This window comes from Chitinophaga sp. CF418, from assembly GCF_900142925.1.
Classification (GTDB): domain Bacteria; phylum Bacteroidota; class Bacteroidia; order Chitinophagales; family Chitinophagaceae; genus Chitinophaga.
This window is the reverse complement of record NZ_FRCN01000019.1, coordinates 126,311-146,181: the sequence shown is the minus strand read 5'-3', so window position 1 is coordinate 146,181 and position 19,871 is coordinate 126,311. Positions and strand designations below refer to the sequence as shown.

Sequence of the window (19,871 nt, the reverse complement as noted above, 5' to 3'; positions counted from 1 at the left end):
AAATGGGGGACTAAATATCGTCACGCTATTCAGTCCTGGGAGAACAACTGGGATAATCTTACCAGCTATTTTGACTTCCCCCTGGAGATCCGCAAGATCATGTATACCACCAACACTATTGAAAATCTCAACAGAGGTATCAGGAAGTACACAAAGACGAAGGTACAGTTTACTGACGATACTGCGGCTCAAAAGGCGGTATACCTGGCTATAATGAACATCGAAAAGAAATGGAGTATGACTCTCCATAACTGGGGGTTCATACTCCATCAATTTTTAACGATCTTTGAAAACAGATGTCGGCTCTAAACAGTTGCCTTATCGTTTACACAATATATTTTATAGTCTCGTGCTTAGGGATTATACAGTCAAGATGTAATACTTTAAGAATCAGATAAAATCTTCATCTTCATCATTAATAAGTCGTGAATAATAATTTTCCTTCTCCGTCATTCCGCGACGCTTATAAATTTCAAAAAGTGCTTTATTAAAGTAGTTTTTTGCCGCACTTTTTTCCCTACCTTCATTCAACTGCTTAACCGCCAGCTCAAAATTTCCGTTGATATAATATTCGTACTCGCCACTCATAACCTGAAAAATTTCGTTAGCGCGAAAGTCATGACTTTTCTTTATGTTAGTCATTAATTCATCGATAATCTGCTTCTCAGATGGCGACCAGCTATTTTTGCGTAATAAGCAGTTGAAATATGCTTGGATATGAAATGCATTAAGTTTCCTCTTTTCATAATTTTTCTTTGCTGTATCAAGTGCAAGACCATATTTCCCTTGGCTTAAAAGGACAAGTACCAGTTCTCTTTTACTTTTTTGTGAATCGGGATCAGCTTGTAATGCTGCTAAAAAATGTTTTTCAGCTTCACCAAATCTTTTTTGACATCGGCGAAAAAAACCAAGCAAAAAGTGATGATCTACGCCATGAAATGTCCCAATATAATCGAAAAACTCATCATTCCTTTGTTTTGCCAATGCCAGGCAATGCCAGTATTTGATCTCTCTTATGATCGCATCATGATATTTATAGTGGTTTGCTAACATTCTCGTAGCAAGTTGATAAACTTGCACGAAATTTTGCGCATAATAATGGTCAATAATAGTACGAAGCGCAACAGATGGAATAAAATAGTTTTCAGGAATTTTACCGCCATCTTGTATAATCGATCTTATCGTAACCAATATTTCCGAAACGTCGGGAAAATCGGGTTGATTAGATATTAGTGTGTTAATTTCTTTTCGCAATTTTCGTTTAACATCCAAAGAATAATCAATCCTAGCTCTCATAATGTAGTCCATTATCGCGTGGTGAACTTTGATATACTCTTTATCCGTTCCTATCATATCATAGGCTCCATATATATATATCTTCTCCAAAGCAGAATCAACATCATCGTTTCGACCGAATATTTTATAGACCATGTCAAAACTCACAAACTCAAACCGGGAAACAAATACTAATATATCATACGCAAGCCCATTTTCTTCCTTAATCTGTTCAATGATATTAAAAACTTTGAAATCTTCATATTTTCTTATTTCGTCAATATGCCTTGCTACGTATTCACTGCCATGATCTTTGATTAGTAATGTCGTGAAAAAGATTTGCTTGGGCATCCCATTCAGCGCGGGTAATATCGTTTCAATATTGCTTTCCGCAGGCTTTAAGTCGAGAAGATCGCAATATTTTACAAAAAGCACCTGCCTATCACTAGGATTTAACTCATTAATGTGAAAGCTAATAACTTTTCCACTCATGTGGAGTTGTGTATTATATGACCTAAAACTAGTGATCAAACATACGATCGTATTATTGTTAAAGTCAGGCGATTTAATTATATCTTCAAACCATGACGCAGTTTCTTTATTTGGCTGAATTATACAGCCTTTGTCAATAACGTACAGAATTTCGTCTTGCTCCTGAAAAGATAAAAGCAGTCTTTTGGCATACAACAACTTTTCTTCAAGCGTAGCATCTTTTATTCTCATTAGTACTTCTTCGGCTATGATTCCATTTTGATCTTCTATTCTTAGAATAAAATCTTCGATACTATCTCTTGTATCTAACACAATACTCAGCGGTTCATGAAATTTATTCAAGCGCCCTGCTTTATCTAGGGCGTTGTTCAAAAATTTCCGCCTACCTACTCCCTCGAAACCTGAGGCTGTGATTACACTTGGCTTGGTCAATTTGATATTAAAATACTTTCTATCAAATTCATCCATCACGTCACGACGACCAATAAATATTTCCTCCATTTTTTCAACAAGAGGGTGTGCATGTATTGTTACATCCCTGAGTTTAGAGCTAATCTTTTTATAAATCAGCGCAGGATGCGGAATAGGTTTTAAGTTATATTCCTTTCTTAGCCAATCGGGTATTCTATCATCCATGTGGCTTATATTCGGGTCAATATTCAATAGTAGTAATTGCCTAGCGATATCCTTATCGCGGAGATTCCTTGCAAATTTAATTTCGTCTTGCACCCAAGTCGAATTTAAGGCTTCGTTTGAGATTAGCAAAACAAATAGGTCAGTGCGTTCAATTCCCTGTATTATTAAATCTAAAGTCGGTTGCCCAGCCTCAAAGTTGTACTTATCGACAATGCAATTGTCCCGACCTATTCTTCTGATAAGCGTTTCAACCAACGGTTTTTGTACGCTACTGTGCGAAATAAAAGCTTTAGACATACTAACTGGTGTAATTTGATTTGAGCCATATAGCACTACAGGTATCAGCTGTCCCCCAAAACAATCATAAGGCTTCCAAATATAGCTAAATATATAATTTCATCAATAGAATAGTAATTCTTCCTAACTGGGTTTATCCTCGACTCAAATATCAAACAACATTTGGATCGTTCCTAAATTAAGAAACAAAAAATAAAAAATGATAATCATGCATTAAATTCTCTTTTGGTAAAAGTGAAATGCTTATCGTCATCATCTTTCAACGTATCTCCATTTAATACAACTTCGGGCAATTTTACAAATTCGAATGATGTCTCATCTCTACTAAATATAAGGTAGAATACAAGACTACCTGAACTCCAGGTTATATGAACAACTGGTCCAACTTCATGATCTTTTATTAGTCTATAGCAAGTTGTGTAAATCGGAATAAAGGTTGATTTCTTTGGTATTGTCGGTAGGTGTACTTCTTGTGTAGATTTATAGTCTGAAATGTCAATGTGCTTCGGTTTTGAATTGAATGTATATCCATTGGTCAAACTCCTATATATACGTACCTGATTATACAGTTCATACCCAAATAAATCAGATATTTGAATGTTTACCTGGTGTAATGGATAATCGCCAGGGTTTTCAATATTAAGTTGAAGTTCAACAAATGGCCCTATTGCTGCGATATCTATACGACGTATTACATTCACTGTAAGTTTAGGAATTGCGCCCCCGCCAGTCATATACAGCCGGAATTCCTTTTCACTTTTCTCGGCGCGCTCGGTCGCTTCATTAAGATTCTCTAAATTATTGATTTGAACACTGGTTAATCTCTTATTTTCCCGCTCATCTTCATCCTGTTTCTTCTGAGCGGTGATTAATGTAAGAATCGACATTGCTGAGGCAATAACGGCACACATATATACTGCAGTATCATCGTGTTTATAGGTAAAATGGGCAGTTAGTAATGTAACGATGATTGTTCCACCTCCAAAAACTAATATCCAATTTTTCATAATTAATCGTGTGGGATTGTATATTTATACGATATGATTTTGATCTAAAAACACGTGCAATCAGTTACGCTATATTTAAAGAATATGGCTAATTGTTAATCAGCTACTGAAATCAATGTATGAAATAATGATTTATTACTCGTTAATGCCAAGTTAAGCAATACCCATTCTCAGAGACGAACGTATTCCATGCTATTAGGGCTTAAGAGTATGAGCAAGATATAGCTACAGCAAAAATGAATGCCATAATATTACGTTTTCAAGGGAAATCGAGACATATGTTTAATGTCATATCAAGAAAGCAATTACTTCAGAAAACACTTGATACTCGAACTTGCTAGTGGTTGATAATAAACGCATTGTATAACTCTCCAAAAACAAAAACGCTTCAAGTCCTTGAACCTGAAGCGCTTTATTTCCGTGATCCCGCTGGGACTCGAACCCAGGACCCATACATTAAAAGTGTATTGCTCTACCAACTGAGCTACGGAATCATTCCCTCTTTTCGTGATTGGGAGTGCAAAGATAGGAATTATATATTCCCTTCCAAATATTTTTTAGAAAAATTTTCACCCTTTACTAAACCGCACCTTAAACTTCACTGCAGGGTCAGTATCTTCCTTCGGATCGAACACATGCAGAAGATAATATTTCCCCTGCACCCAATCCTGCACAGCATTGTCATAGAACGGACTACCAGGGTTACCGCTTTGCCCACCGGGATAGATACCATATGCCACTGTCTTCGCACTCAGTTCTACCACCATCTTCCACGAAGGCCCATGGATTTGTTTGGTGGCATTCACAATATGACGTCCTCCTCCGGTCCGAAGATTCATAGCACTGAACGGAATAATTGACCGCGTCAGGTGACGGATATTCGTACCACGGAAACGGCCAAACTCTAATTTATGTTCGCCGTCTAACACTTTGGCACTATCAGCAGCAAAGGCGAAAGCAGTCAGTATAGTTTGAGAGAGTGTCTCTTTTTCCGGCGTATGGATGTTGTCTATAAATTTCATGGAAGAATCGCGGATGAGCCAGAGCAGGGTAGTCTTTTCCCATGGCTGCTGCAAGGGCGTCTTTTCGCGGACAATATCATCATCCCAGATAGCAGATTGCAGCTTATCCCAGAAGATGTTGAAGATAGTAGCTGCCTTACTCTCCGGACTACTCTGCAGGTTCCATTTGTCCAGGAGCTCCCAGTAAGTCCGCTGGTCAGATGTAAGCAGGGATACAGGCAGATGAGCTCTGATCATCGGCAGGGCTGCGCGGGCAAAAGGATTCAGGAAATCATTCTGCAGATCCATCATCTGCTGTACAGTGATTTGACTGTCTGCCGCCAGCACTTCGTTGATACGTTTTCCCCGGAAGAGATCAAAGTCAGCTACATAACGGTAAGGATAAGTACTGTCAGTCGGATGCTGGTTGGCAGAGCTGACAAAACCACGCGCAGGATTGAGGATATGTGGATTCTCCTCCTGCGGCACATATCCCTGCCACGCGAAAGTGCTGTCGCTTCCCGGCATGATCCATTTACCCTGATCCTTAAAGCGTAAAGGGAATTGCCCGTTATGCCAGAGTGCTATTTCGCCCGTTTTAGCGGCAAATGCGAAGTTCTGTGCAGGACAGGTATAATATTTTAAAGCAGCTAAATAATCGTTGTAATTATGAGCTTTATTAAGCTCCAGGAATGTCCTGATCTCGTTAGAAGGGTCCAGTGCTTTCCAGCGCATAGCGAGGAACTGGTGGCCCGTAGCCGTATCCGGAAATACATTGTCATACACCACAGGTCCCCATACAGTGTATGCCACCGTATCATAGTAAGGCTTCTCCCCTTTCACATTGATCTTCTCTATATGCAGGTCTGCATTACGGTAAGCGCCATTAAACAGGTATTGCTGTTTACCATTACGGAACTGCATCAGGTAGAAGTCTTTCACATCCTCTGCCCCGTTGGTTACGCCCCAGGCAATATGATCATTAAAACCGATGATGACACCAGGCGCACCCGGCAGCGTCGCACCATAGACATTCATCTCAGGTGTATGGATCTGCGCTTCATACCAGAGGGAAGGCAGGCTCAGGCCCAGGTGAGGATCGTTAGCGAGGATAGGCGCACCGGAACGTGTCTTGGAACCGGCTACCGCCCAGTTATTACTGCCATTATCAGGATCAGGTTTGTCTTCCTTGAAATGTAGTATTACTCCCGCCGCTTTCAGAATACTGTCTGCCGGCACAGTTACCTTTACGCTGGGCGCAGGATATTGTGTACCCCGCGGAATGATAGGATCAATGCTATCCCCGAAATCGGGGTACATTTTAGCAAAGTCTTCTTTACTGAAAAGCTGGCGGGCATTGGTATAAACGAGATCATTAGCCCCTCCTGCCAGATCTGCCGCCATCATTTTCAGCAACAGGGCTGAGTTCAAAGGTGTCCATTTCTCCGGTTTATAGTTCAGCAGTTTATATTCCAGTGGAAGTGTTGCTCTGGTAAGCGTACTGATATAGGCATTAACACCATCGGAGTAAGCATTAATAGCGGCTCCGGCTACCGGATCATCTTCCATCGCTTTCAGCGCCTGCTCTGCACCATATAACATGCCCAGACGGCGCTGCTGCCTGTCATAAGTGATCATTTTACTTCCCAGGATCTCTGACAAACGACCAGCAGCAGCAAACGACTGCAGCTCCATCTGCCAAAGACGGTCACGGGCATGCATATATCCCTCTACGTAGTAAGCGTCTGTTGTATTCTCTGCAAAGATGTGAGGCACCATTCTATCGTCCAGCCAAACCTCTACTTTCCCTTTCAAGCCGGGTACCTTCAGGTCTTCATTGTAGTCTTTACTGATAGATGTGGCATTCTGCCAGAAGCCCTCCTGCGGACTTAACAACCTGCCCAACGGTGGCAGCGAGCCCCAGGAACGATCAAGACATACTATCAATGTAATGGTTATCACCGCGCTAACGGTAAAGGGAACAAATCTCATACGTGCTAGGTTATCTGCTAATATACATAAAATATACCGGCGATATTACCACTACTGTACCAATGCTTTTATCAACCGGTCCACTTCCTCCATCGTATTGAAACTATGCAATACAATCCTTAAACGCTCCTTCCCCTTCGGAACCGTAGGATGCAGGATAGCCCTTACATCCAGGCCGGCCGACTGCAGACTGGAGGCTAAACTGCGCGTGGCCTCATTACCTGGCGTCAATACTACCTGGATAGGTGTTTCGCTATACAATGTACTGAGACTGGCCACTCCTTTCCTGAAATGAGTAATTAACGCTGCAAGATGTTCACGAGCCGAATGCATATACGGGAACAGCTCATAACTGGCTACAATAGCGGCAATAGCCGTAGCTGGCAATGCAGTGGTATAAATAAATGATCTGGAAAAATTAATCAGAAAATCACGCAGGTGCGGACTGCCCAGCACTACTGCCCCATGACAGCCTACTGCCTTACCAAATGTATTCACACGCGCAAAACATGCCTGCTGCAGCTGCAGGTGTTGCACCAGGCCCTCTCCTTTTCCTCCTACTACACCTGTTGCATGCGCCTCATCCACAATGAGATGCGCACTGTACTGTTCACACATAGCTGCAATCTCCTTTAACGGCGCCATATCTCCATCCATGGAATAGACGGATTCTACCGCTACGAATATATTACCGGCGGCATGCTGCAGCTTTTTCCCCAGATCCTCCAGGTCATTATGTAAAAAAGAAAACGCCTGCGCCTTCGACAAGCGGATACCATCCCTGATAGACGCATGGATCAGCTGATCATAAATGATGGTATCCCCCTTCTGCGGTACGGAGGAAAATAAACCCAGATTCGCATCATAACCGGAATTATAGATCAGGCCCGCCCCACTCTGATGGAATGTTGCCAGCATGCTTTCCGCCTCCTCTATCCAGGCATAATTCCCCGCCAGTAAACGGGAGCCTGTACTGCCATGCATATACGGCCTTGCCTGCAATAAAGTATGCACGCCTTCCTGCATCGCAGCGCTATGCGCCAGACCCAGGTAATCATTCGAACAGAAATCCACCGCACCCGGGGCCGGGAGCCTCAGCTGCCGGAACGCATGCTGCTCCTGCCGCTGCGCCAATTGCTTTAAAAGAAAATCTTCTTTCATCTCCCAAAGCTAAGTAACTTTGCCCTATGAGTAAAGTGTCCATTTTAGGTCTGCACCTTCCGACTGATCCCCGCTGGGTAAACCTGGCAGCTATTTCCCTGGAAGAAGTTCTGACAGATCATGCCTTCTGCGAACAAAAAGCCGCGACATCCTGCATATCACTAATACAACGCTATCCCGAAAAGGACAGACTGGTACAGGAACTGGCTCCTATTGTAACGGAAGAATGGGGACATTTCCGCCAGGTGCTGGCAGAGATGCGTAAACGCGGTTATACCCTCGGAAGACAGCGGAAAGATATGTATGTGAATGCCCTGATGACACACCAGGAGAAAGGCGGCGATCCTCAGTCAGTCCTGCTGGACAGGCTGCTCATATTTGCCCTTATTGAGGCCCGTAGCTGCGAGCGTTTCCGTTTACTGAGCGAGGGCCTGGAAGATGAATACCTGCGTGAATTCTACCGTAAATTCATGATATCTGAAGCAGGTCACTACCGCCTTTTTATAGACCTGGCCAATGAGTATGTACCGGAAGACAAGGTAAAGACCCGCTGGCAGGAATGGCTGACCATAGAGGCCGAGATCATTGACAACCTGGAAGTACGGGGCGACCGGATGCACTAAAAATTGAAGCCGATGTTTACATACATCCGTAAACGCCCATCCTGATCACAGTACATCAGGGATGCTTCTATAGGCCCGAGGAAAGAGGAATATCCGCCCGTCACACCATAACCACTCATGTATTTATATTTCGAGGAAACATCTCCCAGGAAATCGTACAAGGCCACACCTGCACGGGGAATAGCATAAATATTGCGCATCAGCTCATACTGGTAAGACAACTGGATAGTAGCCGCACTGGATGTCGTAATTTCCGCTTCCCTGATGCCTACGATCGGCAGCTGATTGCGCATCACGTTGTTCAATCCTCCCAATATGAAGGCGTTAACTGGTCCCTGCCGGTGATTGAAATTAGCAGCGCCTCCCAGCTGCACCTGTAAGGTGCCATTATAATTGAAAGGAATATTGTACTTCATCTGCATGATCGTACGCTGATAGTTGTTGAAGCCATAATTATAGTCTGCCGGCGATACCTCCACTCCATCCTTATACAAGTGGTACCCCTCCTGCTGACGGTATACCCAGCCTGATTCAAGCTGCAGATCTACCCCGCGGCGGGGAAAAATCTTCCGGTCCAAAGAGTTGATGCCGAAGTATATATAACTGTTCATCTGGTTCCCGTTCCCTCTCAATACTTCAACAGATTCATACCGGGGATTGATATTCAGGAATTCATACCTGCTGCCTACACCAATGGCCATCATACGATTCAGTGTATACTGAAAACGGATATCGCCATTCAGATACTTCAGATGATATTCCATCTGTCGTTTGAAATCTTTGTATAAGGTCAGTGCATCATCCTCAAAATAAGCGCCGAGCCCGAATCCGAAATTCCTTTTCGGTCCCAGGTATTTGAAGAACTCCGCCAATACCCTTGGGTTCTCTCCTATTGCTACACTCACAAATGCACGGGAGTTCGGTACAACGAAGTTGCGCTGCGTAATATTCACAATAGCGCTGGCATTCGTGAAACTATTGTATTGCAGCGCGAACTTCACATACGTCAGCGGGTTTTCCTCTACTGAAATATTCATCTCACTTTTACTGTCCCCTTTGGGCTCCAGCTCGTAAGTGATCATTTTATAAAAGCGTGTACCAAATACGTTCAGCACAGCCTCTTTGATATCGTTAGGAGTATAACATCCATCTTTCACCAGTCCCAGTCTTCCGAGGAAAAACTTCTTATCAGAATGCAACAGTCCTGCTACTTTGATGTCCACCAGCTCTATATCCGGCGTAAAGGGTAAACGGTTCTTATGAAAAGGCGCTTCCGGTGGATATAATGCATTCAATGAATCCGCCATCCTCTTGAATACCGGGTACATTTCCGCCCCTTTTCTTTTGCCGAGGTCAAGCAGGGAATCCACACTGCCAAAGCTGGCGGCACTATAGTTCTCCAGGTGATGCTGAATGTAAATATCGGTTAGTTTCTTCGCCTGTTTAAAGTCGTCAGCGTCCTTGTAAAAACCCAGCTGGTAAATAATATCCAGCGGTGTGACCAGCTGGTCAGCCTTCCGCAATCCACCGCTCACATTAGAGCCGATAACAAGATCCGCTCCCATTTCTTTCGCAGTGATCACGGGAAAGTTACGCACCACGCCACCATCCACCAGCTTCTTATCGCCGATCTTTACTGCGGTAAATACAGATGGAATAGCCATACTGGCACGGATAGCGGTCACAATATCACCGGTGTCCAGGGTGACGATATCGCCGGTAGTAACGTCAGTGGCAATACATTTAAAGGGGATATTAAACTTTGAGAAATCTCTCACTCCATTCACCGGCCAGCACAAACGGGCCAGTTCCAGCCATAACTGTTCACCCGCAATTACCCCGGATGCCAGTTTCGGTTTTCCGTATTCAAAAGGTATTTCTATCAGATATTTGTTGTACTCCCTCTTTTCTTCGTAGGAAATGTCGGTCAGTACCGGCTGATTGGAGAACAGGTTGTCCCAGTCCATTTCATGAGCCATTTTTTCTATTGCATCACCGGAATATCCCATGGCGTAGAGGGAACCAATGATACTCCCCATACTGGTACCGGTAATGTAATCCACTTTCAGGCCGGCACTGTCAAGCGCCTGGAGAATACCGATATGCGCCAGTCCTCTAGCACCACCGCCACTCAGGGTAAGACCGATCTTGGGCCTTTTCCCTCCCTCCTGCGCAAAAACAACTGCGGGTAAAAGGAATATAATGAAGAAATAAACTAAAGCCTGGCGTTTACGCATATTTGTTCTTGTGGTGTGCAATCCTGAAGTCCCAAATAAAGTTAATAGAAATACTTCTAATATCAGACGCCTTATTCCACCCTTTCCCCCATAGAAATATGTAAATGCTATAACAATTACAACAATTTTCCTATATTATACATTCGTATTAACCAAGTAACCACGTATGAACAACAGCAAAATTACACAATCCATCTGGCAGGTAATACTGGCCTCGTCCGCAGGAACACTGATTGAGTGGTACGATTTCTACATTTTTGGAAGTCTTTCCGCTATCATTTCCCAGAAGTTCTTCCCGCCCAGCAACCCTGATCTGGCCTACATTGCCACGTTGGCAACCTTTGCTGTGGGATTCATCGTAAGGCCTTTCGGAGCGCTTGTTTTTGGCAGACTTGGAGATATTGTCGGACGTAAGTACACCTTCCTGCTCACCTTAATGATCATGGGTGGTTCCACTTTTGCCATCGGCCTCATCCCCAGTTACCAGCGTATAGGCATTCTGGCGCCGATTATCGTATTGGTATTAAGGCTATTACAAGGCCTGGCCCTCGGTGGTGAATACGGAGGCGCTGCTACCTATGTAGCCGAACATTCGCCCCATCATCAGCGGGGATATTACACCAGTTTTATCCAGACGACCGCAACCCTGGGGCTGTTTGTTTCACTCGCTGTCATACTGATCACCCGTACCAGTCTTACGACTGAAGATTTCAACAGCTGGGGATGGCGTATCCCGTTCTGGCTGTCCATCGTACTGGTGATCATGTCGTACTATATCCGCATACGCCTCAAGGAATCCCCTCTTTTCCTGCAACTGAAATCAGAGGGCAAAACGTCAACTAATCCTATTAAGGAAAGCTTCGGTAAAAAGGAGAATCTCCGGCTGGTATTACTGGCGCTTTTCGGCGCCGCTATGGGACAAGGTGTGATCTGGTATACCGGCCAGTTCTATGCCCTCTCTTTCCTGCAAAAAACCATGCAGGTAGAATTTGTACAGTCCAATATCATTATCGCCGTAGCACTCGTGCTGGGTACGCCGTTCTTTATCTACTTTGGTAAACTGTCTGATAAAATCGGCCGTAAGAAGATCATGATGACGGGTATGCTTATCGCTGCGCTGGCTTACTTCCCCATCTATGCGGGTATGGACCGCGTGGCGGATCTCAGTCTCAAAACAGAAGATACTACTAAATACAGCATCGAAAATTCCATCTCCCGGAATGACAAAATGCAGAATATCGAGAAATCCGTGAAGATCAGGACCTTTACTGATGGGTCAAAAGCCAGGGAGACAGTCACCGTTACCGATGGTAAATCTGAAGTAGTAAAAGAAGTTATTGTCAGCAATGCTCAACTCTGGTGGCTGATCCTGCTGGTATTCATACAGGTTATTTTCGTTACCATGGTATACGGTCCGATAGCGGCCTTCCTGGTAGAGCTCTTCCCTACCCGTATCCGGTATACTTCCATGTCCTTACCTTATCATATCGGGAATGGGGTTTTCGGAGGATTATTACCGACGGTATCCACCTTACTCGTGACACAAACACATCATCATCTGGCAGGGTTGTTCTACCCGATCATTATTGCGTTGATATGCTTTGTAGTGGGCATAGTGGGGATCAAGGGGAATATGATTAACCAGGATTAGTGCTGCTTTGGACTGAGATCGTTTTTGTGGCTGTTGGTTTCCAGGCCCTGCATCGCCATCTGAAACCGCCGCAGATCAGGCATTTCGGCTATGGCAAGACTGAACGGTAATAGGAAATATAAAAGAGGACATCTTTTATTGCTTATAAAGAAGAGGGATTTGCGTAATAAGCGTAAATCCCTCTTTTGTATTTCTGATTACAAAACGTCCTACTATTAGCGGAACACTTCAACTGCGGCGGGTTCAGATGGACCTTATCCCTTTGAGAGTGCCGACACGCTTGACCAGGGGTTTAATAAATATTCAATTGCCCCACACGACTGATAAAGCTAAATGGTAAGGACCTCGAAAAGGGATACAGCCCGGCCTCTCTCATCTGAAACCAAAGCAATACCTTAATCCGCTTCAAAATAAGCCAGTATTTCTTCCAGCCTTAGAAATGGATATTCTTTCATTAACTGCTTCGTTTTCCCTGCATAAGTCTGAAGAAATTGCTGATGCTGACTGCTGGCCGGATTGAATGGCCTATGTTGCCTGGCACGGTTGATCTCCGCAACCAGCGGTAACAGCCGGCGTCCCTCTTCTGATACGCAGCTGGCCGTAAAATGATCCCATACGTAATTGACGGCCAGTTCATTGGGATGTACCAGATCCTCTTTATAAAAACGGTAATCCCGCAAGTCGTCTATCACCAGTTCATAGGCGGGGAAATAAAACAGCCTGTCGAATTTATTGACCAGGTGATGTACTGTTTGTATCAATACCGCTTTACTGAGATTATTCTCCACTACCCCATCCCTGGCGTAACGCACAGGACTTATTGTAAACATGATCTTTACGTTCCTGTTCCGGAAGAAAAGACGATGCATCAGGTTATCCAATGCAGAAATCGCATCTGGCGGGGAGAGTAATCTCTTATGAAAATGAGAGGAAGGTACCTTATGGCAATTGCCTACTATCTGATTGCCGGAAGCGAGCGTATAGGTGTATGCCGATCCAAGCGTAATGATCAGCCAGTCAGCCTCTTCCAATCGTTTAGTGGCCGATTCCTGCGCTGCATTGATCCCTGCCAGTACCTCTTCCATCTCCAGTCCGGAAAAACGGCTGTGATGGTCCCAGCTATGCCATAAATCGCCGTGAGAAAAGAGATCATCCACAGTATATTGTTTCCCATCGAGATAGGTGTGCAGCGCCTGGGTGATGCTGATCGGGTTATATAAGATGCCATGGGGATTCACCAGGGCATCAAAATGATATTGTTGTAAACGTTCCCCTATCTCCTCTGCAAAACAGGATCCCATCATCAGTATTTTATCAGTATACCGGACAGGTGTTGCAATCGGAGAAACAGGAAATGTCAGGCGAAAGTTTGTCATGATACTAATAAAAAATACGGTCCGCAATTTCCTGAGCAGCCCAGAGTGCTGTTATGTCAAGGCCCAGCTGTTCATGTCGTTCCACACTGAAATCCAGCAGACGCTCGGTTGCCAGGTTCCCTACCAGTTCATTGTGTGCCATCGGACAGCCACCAATTCCCTTGATCGCACTATCGAAACGTCTGCAACCCTGATCGTAGGCTGCCGCTACTTTTTCCTCCCAACGCTGAGGCGCAGAATGAAAATGTGCGCCAAACTCTACCAACGGGTAGGCCGGTATTAAGGTTGAGTACAGTTTGGTAATGATCTCAGGATTGGCCACACCCACTGTATCAGCCAGGGAGATTATCGCAATATCCCGCTGTACCAGCTCATCCACCCAGCGAAGGGCAATGGAGGCATCGTAGTGATCTCCATAAGGATTACCAAATCCCATGGATATATAGACCACCAGCTGTTTGCTGTTTTTAATGCACAGTTCCTGGAGAGTTTCTACCAGCTCCATGGAGGCCAGGATGGTCTTGTTGGTATTCCGTAGCTGAAAAGTTTCTGATATGGAAAAAGGATATCCCAGGTAAGCAATCTCATCGAACACCACAGCTTCTTCAGCACCCCGCTGATTGGCCACAATAGCCAGCAGTTTAGTTTTTGTACCGGTCATATCCAGGCGGGAGATCACCTCAGCGGTATCTGCCATCTGGGGGATGGTTTTAGGAGATACGAAGCTGCCACAATCGAGGGTATCAAACCCTACTTTCAGCAGCGCATTCAGATATGCTACCTTTTCATCCGTGCTTATTAGCCTGTGCCAGCCTTGCATGGCATCACGTGGACATTCGATCAGTTTCATTTACTGGTGATTTTTTATGCGCCTCTTTGCTTCATAGCTTCATACAATATGATGCCTGCAGCAACAGATACGTTGAAGGATTCGAAGTTTCCGGCCATAGGAATGTGGAACAGGGTATCTGACGCCTTCAGGAGGGCCGGGTATACACCCTTGTCTTCCGATCCCATGATCACAGCTACCGGTTCCTGCAACTGGCAGTCATAGAGTTTGGTTTCTGCCTCCATCTCGCTGGAAATCACCTTAATGCCATTCAGGTGAAGGGTATCAATCGCTTTCAGCAGACTGTTCACCCGGCATACAGAGATCCTTTCCAGGGCGCCGGCGGAAGATTTGATGGCTTCCTCGTTCAGCGCAGCTATTCCCCTGTCGGGAATAATGATGGCCTGGGCGCCGCAGCAAACAGCGCTACGGGCGATAGCGCCAATATTACGGACGTCAGTGATCCCATCGAGAATGAGGAACAATGGCGTCTCTCCCTGTTCGGTCACATGTGATATCACATCCTGCAGGTCAAGATAATTGATCTGCCCTGTAATGGCAATGACACCCTGGTGATTAAATGACGTCAATCCATTCAGTTTTTCCACCGGAACAAGGTTCACCGGGATGTTGTACTGATCGGCTAACTTTTTGATCTGGGGGATGATATCCCCGGTTGCGCCACGCAACATGTAAATACGCTCTATTGCCTTTCCTGCATTGATCGCTTCCACAACCGGCTGCCTGCCAATCACCATGGACGATGCCTTTGGTCTGGGGGCATGCTGGCGAAATCCACCAGGCTTTTTAAATCTTCTTTGTTCCATTATCTGCAAAGAACGGAATTTAATGCCAATTGGGGAACTCATATCTCTCCTTCCAGCATCATCAGCTTTATCTTCTGAATGGCGGCAATGGACAGGGAGTCGGTGATTTCATAGTTTTTGACCATCTGGTAGGCTGTCTCAAAAGGTACCTTTTTAACATACAGCTGCTCCGTTTCTTCGGGTTCTGCCGTCCTTTGTTCCAGTCCGCGGGCCAGGTACACCACACCCGCTTCATCACAAACGGAGTTGGACAGGTGCATCTTCACAATGGGTGTCCAGTCGCTGGCTACCAGGCCGGTTTCCTCCAGTAGCTCCCTTTTAGCGCTCACCAGCGGATCTCCACCCAGCGGTCCTCCACCCTCGGGGATCTCCCAGGTGAACTGCTCCAATGCAAAACGGTATTGCCCCACCAGGTAGATATGGTTATCCTCATCCAGGGCTACCACACCAATAGCGGCATTCTTAAAGTGTACTATGCCATAAATGCCTCTGCCTCCGGATGGATTCAGGACCTGATGTTCTGTTATCCTTATCCACGGGTTATCATATTTTCTTTCACTGGATAAGATCGTCCAGGGATTTGCTTGTGTATCCATATAGCAAAGAAAGCAAAAAAAAACCGCCTCGTTGGAAACGAGACGGTGTCAACCAGATGTCGGCGGTAAATACCTTTTGAACATCATACCTAAATCTAAATCGTATCTTTATAATATTATTTTCACCTGCGTTAGGTGGTGTTTTAAATGCTCTAAATAATCCGTCACCACATATTCCAGTGTGACAGGTTCTTTCTCATTAATCTTTATCAGATGTTGTAGTGCCTTCGCGGGTATGGCGCGTACAGTCAACGCCAGATGCTTATTCATTCCCGCCCATAACTCAATCAATTCCTGCCAGCTGCTGAACTGCCAGGCTTGTCCCTTTACCCAAAAATCCTGCGCATATCCAGGAATCTCCAACAAAGATATCTGTTGAGATCGTATAAAACGAACATTATTATTAATTGCTGAATCAATAAGATGTCCGATTATCTCTTTCGGACTCCACTTACCTCTGCTAATCCGCTCTGCTGCTACGGTTTCAGGGATTTGTTTTAAAAGCGGCACCGCTGCATTTATTGCATCTATTAATCCATCAGCTATAGCATAATGCCTGTTTTCTTCACCAAATACTATTTCCATTTTGATGGTGCTGCGCTCGTAGCGCCCTTCTTCCACCGGTATTTCCCGGAATCCCAGTTTCTGATACATGTTCAGTGCTGGTACCAGTTTAGTATTAGAGTACAAGACAACTTTTTTCAATCCCTTCTTCCTGGCCACTTCCAGGATACCCTCAGCTAGTTTCCAACCTATCCGGTGTCCCTGATATGCTTCATCAACAGCCATCTTGGTCATCTCTGCTGTCTCTGCGTCTATAGATTTTAACGCTACAGTGCCTGCAATTGTTTCACCAACCATCGCAAAAATGATATCTCCTCCCTTTGCAATGATATGCTGGTCGGGCTTACCAAGCACGTCCTCATCCACCGGCTCTACCGTAAAATACTTTTCTATCCACCACTTGTTCAGTCGCTCGAAATGTGGCTGATAAGCCGGTATATAGTCAACCAGTTTTACTTCATTACTTTGTAGTGGTGCCATATTGTTGTTTGTTTTTATTGACAGCTCTGTTGACCATGTACACGCCTCCCAGCGTTACCATGCAGGAAAGACCTGTTACCCAGTTCAGGTGCTCCTGCAGGATCAGCCATCCCAGCAATACAGCTACTATCGGATTGATATAAGCATATACGGATGCAAGGGAAGGCGGCAGATTATTCAACACGAACACATAAGATGAATATCCCAATATCGATCCTATAAAGATCAGGTATAGCAAACTACCCCACAACTCAATATTAAATCCGTCTAACGGTAACGACTGTCCCATCATTGTTGCCACAATCGTCATAACGATTCCACTGAATAACATCTGGAATCCCGCGCCATAAAGAAAGTTGATCTTCAGCGCCCAGCGTGCTGTCAACACTGATCCTATCGCCCAGCTGATACAGGCTACCAGTGTCAGAAAGATCCCGAAGCGGAATTCCGGATTGGTCAGACTTGAAAGATAATCATAGAAGATACCACCTACGCCCAATAACCCGATCAGCATTCCTGCCACCAGCAGGATCGTGAACTTCGTACGTTGCACCAGGAAGTAACTGAATATAGTTATCCAGATCGGCACTGTTGCTACAATGATCGCACAAAGTCCGCTGGGTATATACTGCATTGCCCATGTGATCAGGCCATTGCTCAGACAGAGCATCATCACACCGATCACGAAGAGGCGCGACAAGACAACCTTTTCCGGAAACTTATATCCCTTCAGCAAAAAGAAACTTGTTAAAAGCATACCTGCAATTGTCTGCCTGATTCCCGCCAGCATAAGACCATGCATGTGGCGTACGCCGATCCTGGAGGCCAGGTAAGTGGTACCCCAGAAAATACTGACTACCACTAATGCCATATAGGCATTCGTGTTTGACTTTTTCATACTCCGAAGTTGTTTTTGGTTGTGAACGATACCTATGAAGGTTATTTTACTGTCAGCGCTGCTGTTTGCTGTTTCATTTCCTCCCACACAATGGCGAGGTCATTCTCTGTAGTACGCCAGTTTACCAATGCTGCGCGGATGGCCGGCACTCCCTGGTACACTGTAGACGTCATCATCACTTGTCCGCTATCATCCAGGGCCTTCAGCAAGGCATCTGTAGCCGCCTGCTTCTCTTCGTCGGCCACATTCAACGTGAAACAGACCACACATAATCTGACAGGCGCCAGTAAACGGAATGCGTCGTTCTCTTGTATCAGTGCTCCCAGCTGCCGTGCTAACTGTATATTATTACTCACGATATCAGCATAACCGTCCGCTCCATAGGCCATCAGCGAATACCAGGCGGGCAGTGCACGCAGTCGTCGCGAGTTTTCAGGTGTGTAGTTACTATATTTAAAGTCCTTAGCCGGATCTCCCAGGTAAGCAGCGCCAGCATTCTTAAATGTATCGAGCTGCAGCTGTGGATGGCGGGTGAAGATCATCGCGGCATCATAAGGAACGTTTAGCCATTTATGTGCGTCGATCGTAATACTGTCTGCCGCTTCCCAACCGTTTAGCAGATGACTGTACTCCGGCACACAGGCGGCGAAGGCGCCGAATGCAGCATCTATATGCAACCAGAAGCCGTATTCCTTTTTTAGTCTGGCAATGGCTTCGAGATCATCAAAGTCTACGGTATTGACAGTACCTGCGCTGGCTACAACGATCAGTGGTTCGCCTTTGTGTGCTTTCAGATAATTCTCCAATACCGTTATATCAATCGCTTCTCTTTCCGGCAGACTGGATAACTTCAGTATGGCATTTCTTCCGAATCCCAACATTGCCAGGGATTTTATCGTACTGGAATGTGGTGTGCAGGAGATGATCTTCACATTTGCCAAAGCGGCCATTCCTTCCTGGGCCACGTCTACTCCCAGTTGTATTCCAAGCCATTGCCTTGCGATGGCGAGGCCTGCGAAATTAGCCATGGTAGCTCCTGTCACGAAGCATCCGGAAAATGCTTCCGGCAACCCGAACAGTTGCCGGAGCATTGCAATGGTTTCCGTTTCTATCTGTAATGGTGCCGTATCCTTATCCGCGGCATTCATATCGAAAACTGCTGTGAGCCAGTCGCCGGCTATTGCCGGTACTGTTGCGCCACCTGTTACAAATCCCCAGTTGCGTGCGCCGCTATTGCCGGTAAGGTGTTGTCCATACCGTTCGTTGAATTGTAACAATGTGTTCTTCGCTCCCATTCCCTTTCGTGGTAGTTCTAAACGCTCAAATGCGGCGCTGGCGGATTTCACCGGCAGTGCGTCTATCTTTGATAAAAAAGATACGCTGTAGTCTTTTACTTCTTGAAGGAAGGCGTCAACTTGGTTTAGATCCTGGCGTAATAACTGATTCATCCGAGGTTGATTTAACTATTATGGGAATGAGACTTCAAAATTGAAATAAATTCGGGATATAAAACAGATTCAGTTTTGTGATTTTTGACCAGATCAGATTGGGAATTTAGCAGCTTGATTAGTTTAGCGTTTCGTAATGTTTTGATTTATTTTGTTTGGCTGTTTTGTTTTCTTACGGTTTGCTTTGGAGGCGGTAAATGTGGTTTTCTTTGTGCGACTTTTTTGCTGGTTAATGATGCGGTTTGACCGTGCCGCTTTGGTTTCAGATGAGAGATTCCGGGCTGTACCCCTTTCCGAGCCCTTACTATTGAGCATTATCAAGCGTGGTTGGCTTTGTAATTTCTATTAAACTCCCGTCAGGCGTATCAAGGCTCTCCAAGGGCTAATGCCCTTCATCTCCATCTGAAACCCTTCGCTGCACTGTGTTCCTCTTAATAATAAAACTTCTGCAACAACCCTCTTTGATGCGTTATTCTGCAGG

At 45.0% G+C, this 19,871-nt stretch carries 15 protein-coding genes and 1 tRNA gene; 3 read left to right on the top strand and 13 right to left on the bottom strand.

Going from position 1 to position 19,871, the window contains the following annotated elements; genetic code table 11:
• On the top strand, positions 1-309 hold a 309-nt coding region (locus F3I09_RS32000; protein ID WP_188134040.1), incomplete at its 5' end, for a transposase.
• Between the two features lie 81 nt (positions 310-390).
• On the opposite strand, the gene F3I09_RS31995 is transcribed toward F3I09_RS32000, so the two are convergent.
• The 5 genes from F3I09_RS31995 to F3I09_RS31975 all read right to left on the bottom strand — a co-directional run bounded on the left by F3I09_RS31995 (position 391) and on the right by F3I09_RS31975 (position 7,861).
• A complete protein-coding gene (locus F3I09_RS31995) occupies positions 391-2,700 on the bottom strand; it encodes a toll/interleukin-1 receptor domain-containing protein (protein WP_149699124.1) in 2,310 nt (769 codons plus the stop codon).
• A 206-nt stretch (positions 2,701-2,906) separates the two neighbouring features.
• The gene (locus tag F3I09_RS31990) at positions 2,907-3,707 is read right to left on the bottom strand and encodes a hypothetical protein (protein WP_149699123.1); all 801 of its coding nucleotides are present in this window, start codon (positions 3,705-3,707) and stop codon (positions 2,907-2,909) included.
• Positions 3,708-4,128: 421 nt separating this feature from the next.
• A tRNA-Lys gene (locus tag F3I09_RS31985) sits at positions 4,129-4,201 on the bottom strand.
• Positions 4,202-4,276: 75 nt separating this feature from the next.
• The gene (locus F3I09_RS31980) at positions 4,277-6,700 is read right to left on the bottom strand and encodes a penicillin acylase family protein (protein ID WP_149699122.1); all 2,424 of its coding nucleotides are present in this window, start codon (positions 6,698-6,700) and stop codon (positions 4,277-4,279) included.
• Positions 6,701-6,751: 51 nt separating this feature from the next.
• The gene (locus F3I09_RS31975; protein ID WP_149699121.1) at positions 6,752-7,861 is read right to left on the bottom strand and encodes a pyridoxal phosphate-dependent aminotransferase family protein; all 1,110 of its coding nucleotides are present in this window, start codon (positions 7,859-7,861) and stop codon (positions 6,752-6,754) included.
• 26 nt (positions 7,862-7,887) lie between these two features.
• On the opposite strand from F3I09_RS31975, the gene F3I09_RS31970 reads away from it, so the two are divergent.
• Positions 7,888-8,484 carry a tRNA-(ms[2]io[6]A)-hydroxylase gene (locus F3I09_RS31970; protein ID WP_149699120.1) on the top strand — a complete coding sequence of 199 codons (597 nt, stop codon included), beginning with the start codon at positions 7,888-7,890 and terminating at the stop codon, positions 8,482-8,484.
• On the opposite strand, the gene F3I09_RS31965 is transcribed toward F3I09_RS31970, so the two are convergent.
• Positions 8,481-10,721: a patatin-like phospholipase family protein gene (locus F3I09_RS31965; protein WP_149699119.1), complete on the bottom strand. Its 2,241-nt coding sequence runs from the start codon at positions 10,719-10,721 to the stop codon at positions 8,481-8,483. The two genes, F3I09_RS31970 and F3I09_RS31965, sit on opposite strands and share 4 nt — an antisense overlap.
• A 166-nt stretch (positions 10,722-10,887) precedes the next feature.
• Here F3I09_RS31965 and F3I09_RS31960 point away from each other — a divergent pair, with 166 nt between their 5' ends.
• Entirely contained in the window at positions 10,888-12,372 is a 1,485-nt protein-coding gene (locus F3I09_RS31960; protein WP_149699118.1) for an MFS transporter, read from the top strand.
• Between the two features lie 395 nt (positions 12,373-12,767).
• Here the strand turns inward: F3I09_RS31960 and F3I09_RS31955 are convergent, their stop codons facing one another.
• From F3I09_RS31955 to F3I09_RS31925, 7 genes are all read right to left on the bottom strand, one after another.
• A complete protein-coding gene (locus F3I09_RS31955; RefSeq protein WP_149699117.1) occupies positions 12,768-13,748 on the bottom strand; it encodes a GSCFA domain-containing protein in 981 nt (326 codons plus the stop codon).
• A 4-nt stretch (positions 13,749-13,752) separates the two neighbouring features.
• Positions 13,753-14,598 carry a hydroxymethylglutaryl-CoA lyase gene (locus tag F3I09_RS31950; protein ID WP_149699116.1) on the bottom strand — a complete coding sequence of 282 codons (846 nt, stop codon included), beginning with the start codon at positions 14,596-14,598 and terminating at the stop codon, positions 13,753-13,755.
• A 14-nt stretch (positions 14,599-14,612) separates the two neighbouring features.
• Positions 14,613-15,404 carry a 23S rRNA (guanosine(2251)-2'-O)-methyltransferase RlmB gene (rlmB, locus tag F3I09_RS31945; protein WP_149699115.1) on the bottom strand — a complete coding sequence of 264 codons (792 nt, stop codon included), beginning with the start codon at positions 15,402-15,404 and terminating at the stop codon, positions 14,613-14,615.
• Between the two features lie 38 nt (positions 15,405-15,442).
• Positions 15,443-16,000 (bottom strand): NUDIX hydrolase, encoded by a 558-nt coding sequence (locus tag F3I09_RS31940; RefSeq protein ID WP_149699114.1) that lies wholly within the window; start codon positions 15,998-16,000, stop codon positions 15,443-15,445.
• Between the two features lie 108 nt (positions 16,001-16,108).
• On the bottom strand, positions 16,109-17,044 hold the full coding sequence (locus F3I09_RS34250) for a GNAT family N-acetyltransferase (protein WP_188134039.1): 936 nt from the start codon (positions 17,042-17,044) through the stop codon (positions 16,109-16,111).
• The gene (locus F3I09_RS31930; protein WP_149699113.1) at positions 17,025-17,942 is read right to left on the bottom strand and encodes an EamA family transporter; all 918 of its coding nucleotides are present in this window, start codon (positions 17,940-17,942) and stop codon (positions 17,025-17,027) included. The genes F3I09_RS34250 and F3I09_RS31930 overlap by 20 nt, the downstream gene beginning before the upstream one ends.
• Before the next feature lie 41 nt (positions 17,943-17,983).
• Complete coding sequence (locus F3I09_RS31925; protein WP_149699112.1) at positions 17,984-19,390, bottom strand: pyridoxal-dependent decarboxylase; 1,407 nt, start codon at positions 19,388-19,390, stop codon at positions 17,984-17,986.
• Positions 19,391-19,871: the final 481 nt, after the last annotated feature.

Bases quoted from the DNA above. Each gene is read 5' to 3' on its own strand.
- F3I09_RS31940 (WP_149699114.1), bottom strand. From the start codon at position 16,000: ATGGATACACAAGCAAATCCCTGGACGATCTTATCCAGTGAAAGAAAA.
- F3I09_RS31980 (WP_149699122.1), bottom strand. From the start codon at position 6,700: ATGAGATTTGTTCCCTTTACCGTTAGCGCGGTGATAACCATTACATTG.
- F3I09_RS31975 (WP_149699121.1), bottom strand. From the start codon at position 7,861: ATGAAAGAAGATTTTCTTTTAAAGCAATTGGCGCAGCGGCAGGAGCAG.
- F3I09_RS31990 (WP_149699123.1), bottom strand. From the start codon at position 3,707: ATGAAAAATTGGATATTAGTTTTTGGAGGTGGAACAATCATCGTTACA.
- F3I09_RS31925 (WP_149699112.1), bottom strand. From the start codon at position 19,390: ATGAATCAGTTATTACGCCAGGATCTAAACCAAGTTGACGCCTTCCTT.
- F3I09_RS31955 (WP_149699117.1), bottom strand. From the start codon at position 13,748: ATGACAAACTTTCGCCTGACATTTCCTGTTTCTCCGATTGCAACACCT.
- F3I09_RS31930 (WP_149699113.1), bottom strand. From the start codon at position 17,942: ATGAAAAAGTCAAACACGAATGCCTATATGGCATTAGTGGTAGTCAGT.
- F3I09_RS34250 (WP_188134039.1), bottom strand. From the start codon at position 17,044: ATGGCACCACTACAAAGTAATGAAGTAAAACTGGTTGACTATATACCG.
- F3I09_RS31965 (WP_149699119.1), bottom strand. From the start codon at position 10,721: ATGCGTAAACGCCAGGCTTTAGTTTATTTCTTCATTATATTCCTTTTA.
- F3I09_RS31970 (WP_149699120.1), top strand. From the start codon at position 7,888: ATGAGTAAAGTGTCCATTTTAGGTCTGCACCTTCCGACTGATCCCCGC.
- F3I09_RS31960 (WP_149699118.1), top strand. From the start codon at position 10,888: ATGAACAACAGCAAAATTACACAATCCATCTGGCAGGTAATACTGGCC.
- rlmB (WP_149699115.1), bottom strand. From the start codon at position 15,404: ATGGAACAAAGAAGATTTAAAAAGCCTGGTGGATTTCGCCAGCATGCC.
- F3I09_RS31995 (WP_149699124.1), bottom strand. From the start codon at position 2,700: ATGTCTAAAGCTTTTATTTCGCACAGTAGCGTACAAAAACCGTTGGTT.
- F3I09_RS31950 (WP_149699116.1), bottom strand. From the start codon at position 14,598: ATGAAACTGATCGAATGTCCACGTGATGCCATGCAAGGCTGGCACAGG.